The sequence below is a fragment of the Vibrio parahaemolyticus genome, assembly GCF_900460535.1.
Taxonomy (GTDB): Bacteria; Pseudomonadota; Gammaproteobacteria; order Enterobacterales; family Vibrionaceae; genus Vibrio; species Vibrio parahaemolyticus.
Map to the genome: position 1 here is coordinate 793337 of NZ_UHIL01000001.1, position 15708 is coordinate 809044.

Below are 15708 nucleotides of genomic sequence, written 5' to 3' on the forward strand. Positions count from 1 at the left end.
AAAAAGAGCGAGTTACTGAATGTTAAATTGGATTCGTTCTGGCGCACCGTGGATATGGCTAACAGGCGGTGCGGTCAGCATTAGTCTGTTATCGGTGTTAGGGTTATTGCTCCTCATTGGTTGGAAAGGATTAACCTATTTCTGGCCTGCGCCATTGTATCAATGGAACGTAACGTCGTTGACGCCGGTGCAAGGTGAAGTGCTGCATGAAAACACCATTTTGATTGGCCAGATTTACGAGCGCAGCTTTGTTCCGAGAAGCTATCTTCCAGTGGATGCCGTCAAGAAGTTAGACGAAGATGAGGATTTCGCGACTCGATTGAACATCAAAATTGCGAATCGCGAGTTATATCCGGCCGATTTTATTTCCGTATTGCAGATGCAACTGGATGAGCCAACCACACCCAAAGAGTGGGCGGTGATTGAGCGCAGCAGCGGTGGATACTTTTTTGGTAAGCTGGTGGCGTTTCAAGATGGCGACAAGCTCTATCAAACTGATATCCAAACGGTGTTGAACAAAAAACTTGATGACGCAGAAACGCTGCGCCACGAGATTGATTCTTTGGTCGTCGACCAACTGAAAGACCTGGGTTGGAAGCTTGAGCAATTGCGTTTAGACAAGCGTAAACATGAGCTCAATAACGCCCTAACGAAGGATTTTTTAGCGCAGAACTTGCAACAAAAAGAGCAAGTGGAACAAGAGCTGGCGAAGTTGGACTTACAACTGGATGGCTTGCGTTTACAGCTTTCTGGCTACGCACTAATTGTTGAGGACATGACGGGTTCTCATGTTTCGATTCCCCTTGAAGACATTTTGGACTACTGGTACCCAAACCAAATGTCGTTACCTGACAAAGTGATGCATTGGGGTAAACAGGTCTGGAAATTCTTATCCGAAGATCCAAGAGAATCGAACTCTGAGGGCGGCGTATTTCCTGCAATATTCGGAACCGTTTTCTTGGTGCTTATCATGTCGATTATCGTGATGCCGCTTGGGGTGGTTGCTGCGATTTACTTGCATGAATACGCGAAGAACAACGCACTTACGCGAATTATTCGAATTGCGGTCATCAATTTGGCGGGGGTTCCTTCGATCGTGTATGGCGTGTTCGGGTTGGGTTTCTTTGTCTATACCATCGGAGCCTCCATCGATAACGTGTTTTATGCCGAGCGATTGCCAGCGCCAACTTTTGGTACGCCGGGTTTGTTGTGGTCAGCTTTAACGCTAGCAGTATTAACATTGCCCGTGGTTATTGTTACGACAGAGGAAGGCTTAACACGTATTCCGAGCTCAGTACGCCACGGCTCTTTGGCGCTTGGCGCGACGCAATTTGAAACGTTGTGGCGCGTGGTATTACCAATGGCAACGCCTGCGATTATCACCGGTTTGATTCTGGCGATTGCGCGTGCCGCAGGGGAAGTCGCGCCACTAATGCTAGTGGGGGTTGTGAAATTGGCGTCCAGTTTGCCTGTTGATGGGCAGTTCCCTTACGTGCATTTGGACAGAAAGTTCATGCACTTAGGTTTTCATATTTACGACGTTGGATTTCAAACCTCCAACATTGAAGCGGCGCGCCCGCTGGTGTATGCCACTTCCTTCTTACTCGTTACCGTGATTGTCGGACTAAACTTAACAGCAATCAGCATTCGCAATAATTTACGAGAAAAATACAGAACGTTAGGACAAGATTAAGTATGTTTAATTTCGATAATACATTAGGTTATGAGCCACCACTGGACGTCCATAACTTAACGGATGAACAAACGGCGATCTCGATAGAGAACCTTAATCTTTTCTACGGTCAAGCGCAGGCATTACACGATATTTCGATGCGTATCCCAAAAGGGCGAGTGACAGCATTTATCGGCCCGTCTGGTTGTGGTAAATCGACATTATTGCGCTGTATCAATCGTATGAACGACTTGGTGGAAGGATGTAAAGTCACCGGAAAAGTTCGTTTGCACGGTAAGAACGTCTATCACCCGAATGTCGATGTAGCAACGCTTAGGCGTCGCGTTGGAATGGTTTTTCAGCGTCCTAACCCATTTCCTAAGTCGATTTATGAGAATGTGGTTTATGGCTTACGCTTACAAGGTGTCAAGAACAGTCGCACATTAGATGATGCGGTTGAACGTTCGCTTCGCTCTGCTGCGTTGTGGGATGAAGTGAAAGATAGATTGCACGAAAACGCATTTGGACTTTCGGGTGGTCAGCAGCAACGTTTAGTTATTGCGCGTGCTGTAGCAATTGAACCAGAAGTGCTGTTATTGGATGAGCCAACATCGGCACTGGATCCAATATCAACTTTAACTATTGAAGAGCTTATCAACGAGCTTAAGACTCAATATACTGTCGTGATCGTTACCCACAACATGCAGCAAGCCGCGCGAGTGAGTGACCACACCGCATTCATTCACATGGGTAAGTTGATTGAATACTCCGACGCAGACTCAATCTTCACATCGCCAATGAAGAAACAGACAGAAGACTACATTACTGGTCGATACGGCTAAGGCTCGACCAAACACGGAATAAGGAAAATCATGCACTTTGGACGTCATATTTCAGGACAATTTAACGTAGAGCTAGAATCGATTCGTACTCATGTGTTGACCATGGGTGGCTTGGTGGAACAGCAGCTTTCGTATGCTATTCAAGCCTTGCATAAAGAAGACATTGAGCTCGCGCGAAAGGTTGTGCGTGACGATCATAAAGTGAATGCAATGGAAGTATCGATTGATGACGCGTGTACTCGAATCATCGCCAAACGTCAGCCGACTGCGAAAGATTTGCGCCTGATTATGGCGATCATCAAGACCATTACTGATCTTGAACGCATTGGGGATGTCGCGACACGCATTGCTTATGTCGCTATCGAAAGCCCGTCATCGAAAGAACGCCAATTCCAAGTTTCATTAGAACCTCTCTGCCGTCAGGCGATTCAAATGTTGCATCAGGTTTTGGATGCATTCGCTCGTATGGATGTTGAAGCCGCAGCAGAGGTTCACAAACTCGATGACAAGCTGGATGCCGAATACGAAGCGGTGATCCGTCAGCTCATGACTTACATGATGGAAGACCCAAAAAATATTCCGCATATTCTTCAGGTGATGTGGTCTGCTCGCGCTATTGAACGAGTAGGGGATCGTTGCCAAAACATTTGTGAATACATTATTTACTTTGTGAAAGGTAAGGACGTTCGTCACCTTGGTGATCAAAGCATTGATGATGTGTTGAAGTAACGCTTCATATAAATGAAAAAGACCAGCGAACGATGGTCTTTTAGATCTTAGAATCCGAGATCAGTACTTATCCGGTACAAACGTTTGATCGTCTATTGGCGCTCTGACGTAGCCCTCTTTATTGATCTCTGGTAACTCAATTGGTGGGTACTCTAGCGCTTTGTATTCAATTTGACTGAGTAGATGACTAATGCAATTTAAGCGCGCTTTTTGTTTTGAATCTGAAGGTACAACCCACCAAGGACAGTTTTTGGTGTCGGTGTAAGCGAACATCTTGTCTTTTGCTTCAGAATACTCAGCCCAGCGGTGTCGAGATTCTAGATCCATCGGGCTGAACTTCCAGCGCTTTATCGGCGTGTTGATTCGCCCTAAGAAGCGTTTTTCCTGCTCCTCGTCGGATACCGAAAACCAGTACTTGAGCAAAATAATGCCTGAGCGTTGCAGCATTCTCTCGAATTCAGGGCAAGAGCGCAGAAATTCTTCATATTCATCTGGCGTACAAAAGCCCATGACTTTTTCGACGCCTGCGCGGTTATACCAACTGCGGTCAAACAAGACGATTTCACCGGCGGATGGCAGGTGCGCGACATAACGTTGAAAGTACCATTGTGTCTTTTCTTTTTCAGTCGGGGCGGGCAATGCCACTACGCGGCAAACTCGGTGATTTAACTTTTCCGTAATTCTCTTAATTACGCCGCCTTTGCCTGCGGCATCACGGCCTTCAAACAGAACGACGACTTTTAGTCCTTTGTGTTTAACCCATTCCTGCAGCTTTACCAATTCGACCTGCAGCTTTTTAAGCTCTTGTTCGTATTCCTTTTTCTTTAGCTTAGACATTATTCGTTCCTCACTCCTTGATGCTCAATATGTTAGCACTCAAAGTAGAAAGTGGGGGTTTCGAATGTGTTATTTGAGAGCTGCTGCGACGTTGGCGATGGCTTGAGTACTGGTAATAGGAATCGCAAAATCATCGACATCTGAAGCGCCCATTTTGCTTTGTTCAGCAATAAAGGTCATTTGGCTAGGGCGTGTGGTCTTGCCTGAAAGATGGACTTCTTGCACGTTCGTGTTTTTGACTAAATGACGGACGTTGTCTGCATTCACTCCCGCCCCGGCCATGATCGCAATGCGCCCTTGGGCTTGTTCCACAAGAGATTTAAGTACGCTCTCGCCTGCTGGTGCAGATGGAGCGAGGCCTGAAGTCAGAATACGTTCGCAACCTAAATGGATGATATCTTCCAACGCTTGTTCTGAATTGCGACATTGATCAAACGCACGATGAAACGTGATGCCAAGACCCAGTGCTTGTGCAAACTCGCACAATGCGGTGGCAAACGGCATGTGGATATCACCTTCTTGGGTCAGTACGCCTAGCACCACTCCATCTAAACCAGATTGATGGGCGGCTTCGATGTCCCAACGCATCATGTCTAGCTCCTCTTCGTTATAGAAAAAGTCGCCTTGGCGTGGACGAATCATGGCATACACTGGAACAGAAGATTGTTTGGCCGCTTGCTGCATAAAACCGTAGCTTGGCGTTAAGCCACCCAATGCGAGAGATGAGCAAAGCTCAATACGAGTTGCGCCACCAGCAATGGCGTAATGAAGAGATTCAATATTATCAATACAGACTTCTAGATGAGTAACCACTTTGATTCATCCTACTAACGTTACAGTAAGTGTTATGGCTAAGATATTAGCAGGGCCAACAGGCAGAATCTGTATGATGTCGATGGGAAATAGAGGTAAAGTTTTCGCCTAGGTGTTACCTCATTTGAGCACATTTATTGAAGATAAAAGAAAGCCCAGAGCATATACTCTGGGCTTCGATAGGACTTTACTTAGACTGATTGGCGTTTGCGGTTTTCCCGCTATAGCTTTTTGCTTTATATATACATCCAACCATCACACCCGTTGAGCTTGGGTGAAGGTCTATTATTTTTTGCCTAGGTCAGCTGCGTGCTCAGATAGGAACGCTGCAACACCTTTTGGAGATGCGTCCATACCTGCTTTGCCTTCTTCCCATTGTGCAGGACATACTTCGCCGTGCTTCTGGTGGAAGTTTAGAGCATCAACCATACGTAGCATTTCGTCGATGTTACGGCCTAGAGGTAGGTCGTTAACTACTTGGTGACGTACAACGCCTTCTTCGTCGATTAGGAAAGAACCACGGAAAGCAACACCTGCTTCTGGGTGCTCAACGTCGTAAGCTTTACAGATTTCATGCTTAACGTCAGCAACTAGTGGGTACTTAACTTGACCGATACCGCCATCTTCGATAGCAGTGTTACGCCATGCGTTGTGAGAGAACTGAGAGTCGATAGAAACACCGATAACTTCAACACCTTTAGCTTGGAAATCAGCTAGACGGTTGTCGAATGCAATTAGCTCAGATGGGCAAACGAAAGTGAAATCTAGTGGGTAGAAGAAAACTACTGCTTTCTTACCTTTAGTGAACTCTGCAAAGTTGAAGTTTTCAACGATTTCACCGTTACCTAGAACAGCTGCTGCAGTAAAATCAGGGGCTTGACGACCTACTAGTACCATTTTTTTGCTCCTAAAAAGTATGGTTAGTTCCAAACCGAATACAGTAATGTCGGTTTGGTCCGTGTTTGTTCGAGACAAACTATAGTACAGATTGTAGTATTGAAAAAAGCGAAATAAATAGATTGAGTTAATCGAAAAAAGCGATAACAACAAAACTATTAACTCGATCACTGGAACAGCGGTAGATACAAATACAATTATGAATAAATGGCCCAGTCTGAAGCAGTTACATTATTTAGTGACACTGCATGAAACTCGACATTTTAGCGAGGCAGCAGAACGCTGCTTTGTCAGTCAATCAACGTTAAGTAAAGGGATTCAGAATCTTGAAGAGTTGATCGGTTGTCCGCTTTACGAAAAGAAAGACAAGAAAAGCCCGTTGGTTTTTACCCAGACCGGAGAAATGGTCGTAAAGCAAGGTCGAGAGCTATTGGCCAAAGGACAAGATTTAGTAGAACTTGGCCGATTATGTCAGGGCGATGATATGAAAGGCCAGTTGAAGGTTGGGTGTATTCCGACGATTGCACCGTTCTTATTGTGTGACCTCGTCCAAGAGGTGAATTATCGATTCCCTCAGCTAAACCTTCTATTAAGAGAAGACACCACCACCAATTTGTTGCAAGCGCTGCGTCATGGTGAGTTAGATGTACTGATCTTAGCGTTGCCAGTTGAAATCGATGGTATGGAGAGTCGCGTCGTCGGCAAAGATCCGTTCCGTATGGTGATCAGTGCAAACCAAGTCGATTCGATTCCTGTACCGATCCGTTATGACGATCTGCCGGATGAGTCGGTGTTCCTATTAGAGAAAGAGCATTGTTTAACTGAACATGCAGTTTCAGCTTGTAAGCTGACCGATAAAGAGAAAATTAACCCGTTTACGGCAACCAGCTTACATACCTTGGTGCAGATGGTCGCGAACGGCTTAGGTACCACTTTTATTCCTCAAATGGCAATCGAACACGGCTTGTTACACAACCAAAATTTGGTGGTGATCGACCCTCCTGGCCAGCAGGCGTATCGCGAAATTGGTTTGGTTTGGCGCCCTAGTTCATCAAGAACAAACACTTTTAACCAACTTGCAGATGTGGTTTCCGAACTGCTTTAGCTATTAGTATTAGCCTTTACTTCCTCACTATTTATCTAAAAGCGCACTGGAAACGGTGCGCTTTCTAGTATTTTATTCTGTCGGTGAACTTTGACTTGTAAAATTTCACAGCTTTATTTTCGTGAAGCTTTCATAAAATTGTGAAATTTCACAATGTTAATTTTACACAATTGGCTGCGCATTGTGTTTAACCTCCGTTTAAATTCCTTACGCTAGACCTTATGAATACAAGGTTTTCTCGCTTGCCTCTATATTCATACACCTGTTTTAAATCATATTTCATTGCAAAATTTGATGTAATTAAATTACGTAATAACTTACAAATTGGCATCCAAAATCAGTGCTTTGTTTGGTGCCGAATAAAACTTCGAATTTTGTGTTTTGTTTGTCTAGGGGGTTTCGTTAAACCCTTTGTTGATATAGCTTATTTAAAGGCTGCTAAGACTTATGTCTAGATTGAAAAAGCACTCAGGCTTAAGCAATCTATGAACACGGCCACACAGATTGAACACAAAGTTAAAGGATGTATTTTGTTGTTCATAACTTACAAATGTAGCTTTACGCTGACTGCCCAAGATAGATAAAGCACGTTAAGGATGAATGATTATGCTTGCTCAGACAGAACAAAAAACACAACCATCACAGCAAACCCAAGGCATGCTTGAGGTGACTGGAGCACTTGCTCCGGAGCATCAAGCTATTTTCCCTGTTGAAGCCCAAACCTTTTTATCTCTGCTGTGTGAAAAATTTGCTGGGCGTGTTGAAGAGTTGTTGGAAGCGAGAGAAGAAAAGCAAGCACTCATCGACGCTGGGGAGTTGCCAGACTTCCTGCCTGACACACAAGATATTCGTGAAGGTAGCTGGAAGATCTTAGGTATTCCTCAGGATCTACAAGATCGCCGTGTTGAGATTACAGGCCCAACGGATCGCAAAATGGTGATCAACGCTTTGAATGCAAATGTAAAAGTATTCATGGCGGATTTCGAAGACTCTATGTCGCCAGCTTGGGACAAGGTTCTCGATGGTCAAGTTAACTTGCGAGATGCCGTTAATGGCAACATTAGCTACACCAACCCTAGCAATGGCAAGCATTATCAGCTGGTGGACGACCCAGCGGTGTTGATCTGCCGTGTTCGCGGCCTTCACTTAAAAGAAAAACACGTGACGTGGCACGGTCAGATCATTCCAGGCGCGCTTTTTGATTTCGCACTGTATTTCTACAACAACCATAAAGCATTGCTTCAAAAAGGCAGCGGTCCATATTTCTATCTTCCTAAACTGCAGTCTCATCATGAGGCGAAGTGGTGGAGTGAAGTGTTCCATTTCACAGAAGAATATTTTGGTTTAGAGACTGGCACGATCAAAGCGACCGTGCTGATCGAAACGTTACCAGCTGTGTTTGAGATGGATGAGATTTTGTTCTCACTTAAAGAGCATATCGTAGGGCTGAATTGTGGTCGTTGGGATTACATTTTCAGTTACATCAAAACACTGAAGAAACACCCAGATCGTGTTCTGCCGGATCGCCAAGTCGTCACCATGGACAAACCATTTTTGAACGCCTATTCGCGTTTGTTGGTTCGTACTTGTCACAAGCGTGGTGCTTTCGCGATGGGAGGAATGGCCGCCTTTATTCCCGCGAAAGACCCGCAAGCAAACCAGAAAGTGTTGGATAAAATTCACAACGATAAATCACTTGAGGCGAATAACGGTCACGACGGTACGTGGGTTGCTCACCCGGGTCTCGCTGATACTGCTATGGAAGTATTCAGTGCGGCACTTGGAGAGCGAACAAATCAACTAGATGTTAGTCGCTCCGAAGATGCGCCAATTACCGCAGCCGAGTTGCTAGAACCGTGTGACGGTGAACGTACAGAAGAAGGCATGCGCCACAACATTCGCGTTGCGCTGCAATACATCGAAGCTTGGATTTCTGGAAACGGCTGTGTACCAATCTACGGATTAATGGAAGACGCTGCGACTGCTGAGATTTCTCGCGCTTCAATCTGGCAATGGATTCAGCACGGTAAGTCACTCGACAATGGTCAGCAGGTGACAAAAGCACTGTTCGAAACCTACTTGCACGAAGAAGTGGAAGTAGTGAAACAAGAAGTGGGCGAAGAGCGTTATCAAGCCGGGCGTTTTGAAGAAGCCGCACAATTGATGGCGAAGCTAACAACTAGCGATGAGCTAACCAACTTCTTAACCGTTCCTGGTTATGACTACCTGGACTAAGAATTCTTAACTGTAATACCAATAACGTGAAAACTTTCGAGGCAGATAGGGATGTACTGCCTGAGAACGGAAACTCAACGCACAAACAAAAGTGCAAATAATAAAGAGGGATAGACCAATGACATTGACTCGCCGCCAACAAATTGAAGCTCTGGAAAAAGACTGGGCAACGAATCCACGCTGGAAAAACGTAAAGCGTACGTATACTGCAGAAGAAGTCGTAGAACTGCGTGGCTCGATGGTACCAGCAAATACAATCGCACAACGTGGTGCTGATAAGCTGTGGTCACTGGTCAACGGCAGTGCGAAAAAAGGTTATGTAAACTGTCTTGGTGCACTGACAGGTGGTCAAGCCGTACAACAAGCGAAAGCGGGTATCGAAGCGATTTACCTATCAGGCTGGCAGGTAGCGGCAGATAATAACACTGCATCGACTATGTACCCGGATCAGTCGCTATACCCAGTGGACTCAGTGCCTTCAGTGGTTAAACGCATTAACAACTCTTTCCGTCGTGCTGACCAAATTCAGTGGGCGAATGGCAAGTCTCCTGAAGATGAAGGTGGTATTGATTACTTCCTACCAATCGTAGCGGACGCAGAGGCGGGCTTTGGTGGTGTGTTAAACGCATACGAACTGATGAAGTCGATGATCGAAGCTGGTGCCGCTGGTGTTCACTTTGAAGACCAACTCGCTTCGGTTAAAAAATGTGGTCACATGGGCGGTAAAGTACTGGTTCCGACGCAAGAAGCGGTACAAAAACTGGTAGCTGCGCGTCTTGCTGCAGACGTTTCTGGTACAACAACGCTAGTTATTGCACGTACTGATGCGAACGCGGCAGACCTGCTAACTTCAGATTGCGACCCATACGATAAAGACTTTATTGAAGGTGAGCGTACTCAAGAAGGCTTCTACCGTGTACGTGCAGGTATCGACCAAGCGATTTCTCGTGGTTTGGCTTACGCACCATATGCAGACTTGATTTGGTGTGAAACTGCGACGCCGTGTCTAGAAGAGGCGCGTAAGTTCGCAGAAGCGATTCACGCTGAGTACCCAGATCAACTGCTAGCATACAACTGTTCACCATCGTTCAACTGGGAGAAAAATCTCGATGCAGAAACCATTGCGAAGTTCCAGCAAGAGCTTTCAGACATGGGCTACAAGTACCAGTTCATCACGCTAGCGGGTATCCACAACATGTGGTTTAACATGTTTGAATTGGCACACGCTTATGCGCAAGGTGAAGGTATGCGTCATTACGTTGAGAAAGTTCAACGTCCTGAATTCCAAGCAGCAGAGAAAGGCTACACCTTCGTGGCTCACCAACAAGAAGTGGGTACAGGTTACTTCGATAGAATGACGAACACCATCCAAGGTGGTAACTCATCTGTCACTGCGCTTACCGGTTCGACCGAAGAAGACCAATTCTAATTGGCACTGCAACACTTCCTTAATCAGCGTCAGTAATGGCATATTTTGAGCGGCATCTCGGCCGCTCTTTTTTCGCCTTTATAACGCTTCTTCATCCGGTTCAATTTCTTCCGGCTCAACCTCTTCTTGCAGTTCAAGCAAGTTGATCGCGATCGTAACGAAGTCCGTGTCAGTAATAATTCCAACCAGATGCCCTTTATGCACGATAGGCAAGCAGCCCACTTTGTGCTTTTGCATGTAAATGGCGCTCTCTTTTAGACCTGCTCTTGGCTCTGCAGTCATGATGTTAGTGTGCATCATTTCGTAGAGAGGCGTATCGAGGGTAAAAGATTGCTCAGCGTCATCTGGGTGCAAACAGGATTCTTGAGCAGCAAGAATATCACGTTGAGTCACCAAGCCTTGTAAGTGATGATTGGCGTCAACAACCGGAATATGTCGAATATCCAACGCGTTCATCATGCTCTTTGCATCGCGCAAGGTATGCGTGCGTAGCAAGGTATGAGGGTTGCGAGTCATCATGTCTTCAACCTTGATCATAGAGACCTCCAGCGGCATTGTCCTTTCTTTAAATATAGAGAATATTTTGCCGTATATCTGGGAGCCAACTCGTTTTTCATCAATTAAATAGCACAATGTTCTTGCGCCTCTTTTTTACTGCGTAATCTGTGTGTTATCGATGTTTTTATTAGTTTGAATAAGTCGGTTTGCGTGCGAGTCAGTTGGCATTTTTGATTGATATTGAATGTGTACCCAAGGTAATCCAATGAATTGAATCGCACATTTTTATTCGTTGGATTTTCCAAGATTCGTCTCTCGAAGAAGATACGCTCAGGCTTACCAAATTGAAGACGATTATGTACAAAAAATTATTTGCACTGATGGCTGCTGCAATGAGTGTCCAATCCGCTCAGGCCATCGTTTTGGGCAGTGTGGAGTCAAACCCTGCAGATCGCGTTGCGATTCGAGCCAGTAACATGGCGGAATTTCAAAACTGTGGCGGCACTATGGTCACTGACCAGTGGGTAATGACTGCGGCCCACTGTGTCGTAATGGGGCAAGGTTCGAACGAAGCGAGCTATTACGTTACCCAACCGGGTGAACTGTCTATCACCGCTCGTGTACATAATCTTCACGATACGAGTATCGACAACTACTACACCGTTTCGCATGTCGTCGTGCATCCAAACTACACTCGTATCTCGAAAGCGGATGTTGACAGCAAGGGGAATGTGAAGCCTATTCAAACGGCGCTCGATAATGACATTGCGCTGCTTTACCTTACTCGCCCAGTTACTGGGGTGAATGTGGCTGACCTCGCCACAAAAGAAGACATGATCAGCATTGAGGCACGATTAGCTGCGGATTGGAACGATAACTACGACACCAACCAGCGAACTGAAAATGTTCAGGTTTATGGATGGGGAACAACAACGCCAATGGCATCGGAGGCTTCTCCTTTGTTACAAACCACTCAGATCGGTTTTCTTCCTATAGACAAGTGTTATGATCGTCTGGAAATTGGCAACAGCTATCCGGGGTTGATTAACTCTAGAACCAACGAGACTAAGATCTGTACAGTGCCTACATTCAATAGGATTTTAGAGCCAAGCAGCAGCACTCAATATGGTAACTCTGCTTGTAAAGGGGACAGCGGTGGCCCGCTGCTGGACATTGCGACAGGAAAGCAAATTGGGGTCGTGAGTGGTGGTCCTTTGGTATTGCCGACTTGTGGCTCGCTGACCATTCCAAGTTTTTATACGAAGGTCAGTAACTACTACGATTGGGTTCAGTCTTACATTACTGCCGACACACCACCAAACCGTTACATCACTGAACCAAATTTTATCATCAATGCTAGAGAAGAAGCGGGCAAAGAGTGTCACGATGGTATTGCAACCAATAATTGTGATTTCAAAGGTTCCGATGACGATGGCGGCAGTCTAAATCTCTGGTTGTTGGCTCTGCTCGCTCCTTTAGCATGGTGGCGCAGACGCGAAGCTTAATCACGTTAACGATGTTGAAAGAAACGAGCAGCGCACGTCGCTGCTCGTTTTATTGTTAGGTTGGCGCTGTATAAATGACGATGAGTGCGTCGTCAAAATGAATGTCCTTACGCCGTGTAAGAATATTGCCAAGTGATCGCGGATTTTCACGTTTTATTACACTCTTCACCATGGCTTTTACAGCGATATTCTGGGGATTTGCTTGCTATTGCAGCATGTAAACATATACTAGTCTGCTGCGAAAAACTCGTCGCAATTTAATCGTCTTCTTTGACGTGATTTGACCAATATATAAGACAAGTAACATGCAAGTATCAGATTTCCATTTCGACCTTCCAGATGAACTCATCGCTCGTTACCCTCAACCAGAGCGTACCGCAAGCCGACTACTACAAATGGACGGCAATACTGGCGAGCTTATAGATGGCACATTTACTGATGTGTTAAACCAAGTTCAAGCTGGTGACTTAGTGGTTTTCAATAATACCCGTGTTATTCCAGCGCGTATGTTTGGTCGTAAAGAATCTGGCGGTAAGTTAGAGGTGCTAGTGGAGCGCATGCTAGATGAGAAAAGCATTCTTGCGCACGTTCGCTGCTCTAAATCACCAAAACCAGGTACTACCATTATTGTGGGTGAGAATGACGAATACTCAGCGGAAATGGTGGCTCGTCACGACGCTCTATTCGAACTGAAATTTAACTCTGATAAGACGGTATTAGAAATCCTTGAAGAAATTGGCCACATGCCACTTCCTCCATACATTGACCGCCCAGATGAAGACGCAGATAAAGAGCGTTACCAAACCGTATATAACCAAAAACCAGGCGCAGTAGCAGCACCTACGGCTGGCCTGCACTTTGATGACGTTCTTTTAGATAAGATCAAAGCCAAAGGCGCTGAGTTCGCTTACGTTACACTACACGTCGGTGCAGGTACGTTCCAACCAGTAAAAGTGGATAACATCAACGATCACCACATGCATGCAGAGTATGTAGAAGTACCGCAAGAAGTGGTGGATGCAATCAATGCAACTAAAGCTCGCGGTGGTCGCATCATAGCAGTGGGTACAACATCAGTACGTTCACTCGAAAGTGCAGCGCAAGATGCATTGAAGAAAGGCACTGAATTGGTTCCATTCTTCGGCGATACTGAAATTTTTATCTATCCTGGTTACGAATACCAGCTGGTGGATTGCTTGATCACTAACTTCCACTTACCAGAATCAACATTGATCATGTTGGTGAGTGCGTTTGCTGGTTACGAGAACACCATGAATGCTTACAAGCATGCGGTGGAAAACAAATACCGTTTCTTCTCGTACGGTGATTCAATGTTCATCAAAAAGAAAACGATTTAGTAAAAATAAGATTTACGAGTGCTAGCAGTAAGCTAGGAAATAAAGCATTCATTGCTTTGTCTCTCGCAAGGAAAAGCGACCGCTCCTTAAAGTAGGGCAGAGCCCTAAACACTCAGTCAGACTGTTTCTCTGACATTCGGAGGCATCGTGAAATTAAAATTCGATCTTAAGAAGAAAAACGGCAATGCGCGTCGTGGTCAACTGACTTTCGAACGCGGCACTGTCCAAACGCCAGCGTTCATGCCAGTCGGTACCTACGGTACGGTTAAAGGCATGACACCAGAAGAAGTAAAAGGCACTGGGGCAGAAATTCTGCTAGGCAACACGTTCCACTTGTGGCTGCGTCCTGGTCAAGAAGTGATGAAAATGCACGGTGACCTGCACGATTTCATGAACTGGCACGGTCCTATTCTTACCGATTCAGGCGGTTTCCAAGTATTCAGCCTAGGTAAGATGCGTACTATCACAGAGAAAGGTGTTCACTTCCGTAACCCTGTGAATGGCGACAAGATTTTCATGGATGCAGAAAAGTCGATGGAAATTCAAAAAGATCTAGGCTCTGACATCGTAATGATTTTCGACGAGTGTACGCCATACCCTGCGACACATAACGAAGCGAAAAAATCGATGGAAATGTCGCTACGTTGGGCTCAACGCTCACGTGATCACTTCGATAAGCTAGAAAACCCGAACAACCTATTTGGTATTGTTCAAGGTGGTGTTTACGAAGACCTTCGTGATGTATCGGTAAAAGGCCTAACTGAGATCGGTTTTGACGGCTACGCAGTGGGTGGTTTGGCGGTTGGTGAGCCAAAAGAAGACATGCACCGTATTCTTGAGCACACTTGTCCACAACTTCCAGAAGATAAGCCACGCTACCTAATGGGCGTAGGTAAACCGGAAGACTTGGTAGAAGGCGTTCGTCGCGGTATCGACATGTTTGACTGTGTAATGCCTACGCGTAACGCACGTAACGGCCACCTATTTGTGACTGGTGGTGTGATCAAGATCCGTAATGCGAAACATAAAACGGATACAACGCCGTTAGATCCGCATTGTGACTGTTACACTTGTCAGAACTACAGCAAGTCGTACCTTCACCACCTAGAGCGTTGTAACGAAATTCTAGGTGCTCGTCTGAATACGATCCACAACCTGCGTTACTACCAGCGTCTGATGGAAAGCATTCGTAAGGCGATTGATGAAGACCGTTTCGATGAGTTTGTTCAAGAGTTTTACGCTCGTCGTGACCGCGAAGTGCCACCACTAAGCAAAGCTTAAAAGAATTAAAGCCTTTGGCATGTCGCCAGAGGCTTTTGCTAATAAAGTAGGCTAACGCACGTTATTTTTGAGAGAGCGATCTCTATTAGTCACTCTCAGACTTGAATCTAAATTGCGAAAGCCCAACTTGTTGGATTATCAATAAAATATAATGAGGATGTTTTAATGTTTATTTCTCAGGCTCACGCAGCAGCAGAAGGCGCGCCAGCTGGCGGTGGTTTCGAAATGCTAATCATGCTTGGCATGTTCGCAGTGATTTTCTACTTCATGATTTACCGTCCACAAGCGAAACGTGTTAAAGAACACAAGAACCTAATGTCTTCTATGGGCAAAGGTGACGAAGTTCTGACCAGCGGCGGTCTAGTGGGTAAAATCACTAAAATCGCTGAAGACAACGACTACATTTCAATTGAGCTTAACGCGAACAATGAAGTTGTAATCAAGAAAGACTTCATCACTGCAGTGCTGCCAAAAGGTACGCTTAAGTCTCTATAAAACAGCTAAAGG

General features: G+C 45.5%; 14 protein-coding genes. 10 read left to right on the forward strand and 4 right to left on the reverse strand.

The genetic code is table 11. The annotated features are described in order from the left end of the window. Window positions 1–19 precede the first annotated feature (19 nt). From pstA to phoU, 3 genes are read left to right on the forward strand one after another with little or no spacing between them, the layout of a single operon-like run. Window positions 20–1693, forward strand: a complete 1674-nt coding sequence (pstA, locus tag DYB02_RS04055) for a phosphate ABC transporter permease PstA (protein ID WP_017448855.1) — start codon at window positions 20–22, stop codon at window positions 1691–1693. A 2-nt stretch (window positions 1694–1695) separates the two neighbouring features. Next, a complete protein-coding gene (gene pstB, locus DYB02_RS04060) occupies window positions 1696–2514 on the forward strand; it encodes a phosphate ABC transporter ATP-binding protein PstB (protein ID WP_005460191.1) in 819 nt (272 codons plus the stop codon). Between the two features lie 30 nt (window positions 2515–2544). Beyond that, window positions 2545–3243, forward strand: a complete 699-nt coding sequence (gene phoU, locus DYB02_RS04065; RefSeq protein ID WP_005440349.1) for a phosphate signaling complex protein PhoU — start codon at window positions 2545–2547, stop codon at window positions 3241–3243. Window positions 3244–3303: 60 nt separating this feature from the next. Here phoU and ppk2 read toward each other — a convergent pair whose 3' ends face one another. The 3 genes from ppk2 to DYB02_RS04085 all read right to left on the reverse strand — a co-directional run bounded on the left by ppk2 (window position 3304) and on the right by DYB02_RS04085 (window position 5790). After that, window positions 3304–4080: a polyphosphate kinase 2 gene (gene ppk2, locus DYB02_RS04070; protein ID WP_005460167.1), complete on the reverse strand. Its 777-nt coding sequence runs from the start codon at window positions 4078–4080 to the stop codon at window positions 3304–3306. Window positions 4081–4149: 69 nt separating this feature from the next. Further along, window positions 4150–4893 carry a copper homeostasis protein CutC gene (locus tag DYB02_RS04075; RefSeq protein WP_029804681.1) on the reverse strand — a complete coding sequence of 248 codons (744 nt, stop codon included), beginning with the start codon at window positions 4891–4893 and terminating at the stop codon, window positions 4150–4152. A gap of 285 nt (window positions 4894–5178) precedes the next feature. Continuing rightward, window positions 5179–5790, reverse strand: coding sequence for a peroxiredoxin C (locus DYB02_RS04085; protein WP_005381738.1), 612 nt, complete (start codon window positions 5788–5790; stop codon window positions 5179–5181). Between the two features lie 199 nt (window positions 5791–5989). On the opposite strand from DYB02_RS04085, the gene DYB02_RS04090 reads away from it, so the two are divergent. The 3 genes from DYB02_RS04090 to aceA all read left to right on the forward strand — a co-directional run bounded on the left by DYB02_RS04090 (window position 5990) and on the right by aceA (window position 10559). Next, the gene (locus DYB02_RS04090; protein ID WP_005460156.1) at window positions 5990–6895 is read left to right on the forward strand and encodes a hydrogen peroxide-inducible genes activator; all 906 of its coding nucleotides are present in this window, start codon (window positions 5990–5992) and stop codon (window positions 6893–6895) included. 606 nt (window positions 6896–7501) lie between these two features. Then, on the forward strand, window positions 7502–9130 hold the full coding sequence (gene aceB, locus DYB02_RS04100; protein WP_029804682.1) for a malate synthase A: 1629 nt from the start codon (window positions 7502–7504) through the stop codon (window positions 9128–9130). Between the two features lie 118 nt (window positions 9131–9248). After that, on the forward strand, window positions 9249–10559 hold the full coding sequence (gene aceA / locus DYB02_RS04105) for an isocitrate lyase (RefSeq protein WP_005460165.1): 1311 nt from the start codon (window positions 9249–9251) through the stop codon (window positions 10557–10559). Window positions 10560–10637: 78 nt separating this feature from the next. On the opposite strand, the gene DYB02_RS04110 is transcribed toward aceA, so the two are convergent. Beyond that, entirely contained in the window at window positions 10638–11096 is a 459-nt protein-coding gene (locus tag DYB02_RS04110) for a CBS domain-containing protein (RefSeq protein ID WP_029804683.1), read from the reverse strand. A 317-nt stretch (window positions 11097–11413) separates the two neighbouring features. Here DYB02_RS04110 and DYB02_RS04120 point away from each other — a divergent pair, with 317 nt between their 5' ends. From DYB02_RS04120 to yajC, 4 genes are all read left to right on the forward strand, one after another. Next, window positions 11414–12562, forward strand: a complete 1149-nt coding sequence (locus DYB02_RS04120) for a S1 family peptidase (RefSeq protein ID WP_029804684.1) — start codon at window positions 11414–11416, stop codon at window positions 12560–12562. A 305-nt stretch (window positions 12563–12867) separates the two neighbouring features. Further along, window positions 12868–13920, forward strand: coding sequence for a tRNA preQ1(34) S-adenosylmethionine ribosyltransferase-isomerase QueA (queA, locus tag DYB02_RS04125; protein ID WP_005460177.1), 1053 nt, complete (start codon window positions 12868–12870; stop codon window positions 13918–13920). 147 nt (window positions 13921–14067) lie between these two features. Next, the gene (gene tgt, locus DYB02_RS04130; RefSeq protein WP_005460199.1) at window positions 14068–15201 is read left to right on the forward strand and encodes a tRNA guanosine(34) transglycosylase Tgt; all 1134 of its coding nucleotides are present in this window, start codon (window positions 14068–14070) and stop codon (window positions 15199–15201) included. Window positions 15202–15366: 165 nt separating this feature from the next. Then, on the forward strand, window positions 15367–15696 hold the full coding sequence (gene yajC / locus DYB02_RS04135; protein ID WP_005460204.1) for a preprotein translocase subunit YajC: 330 nt from the start codon (window positions 15367–15369) through the stop codon (window positions 15694–15696). Window positions 15697–15708 lie beyond the last annotated feature (12 nt).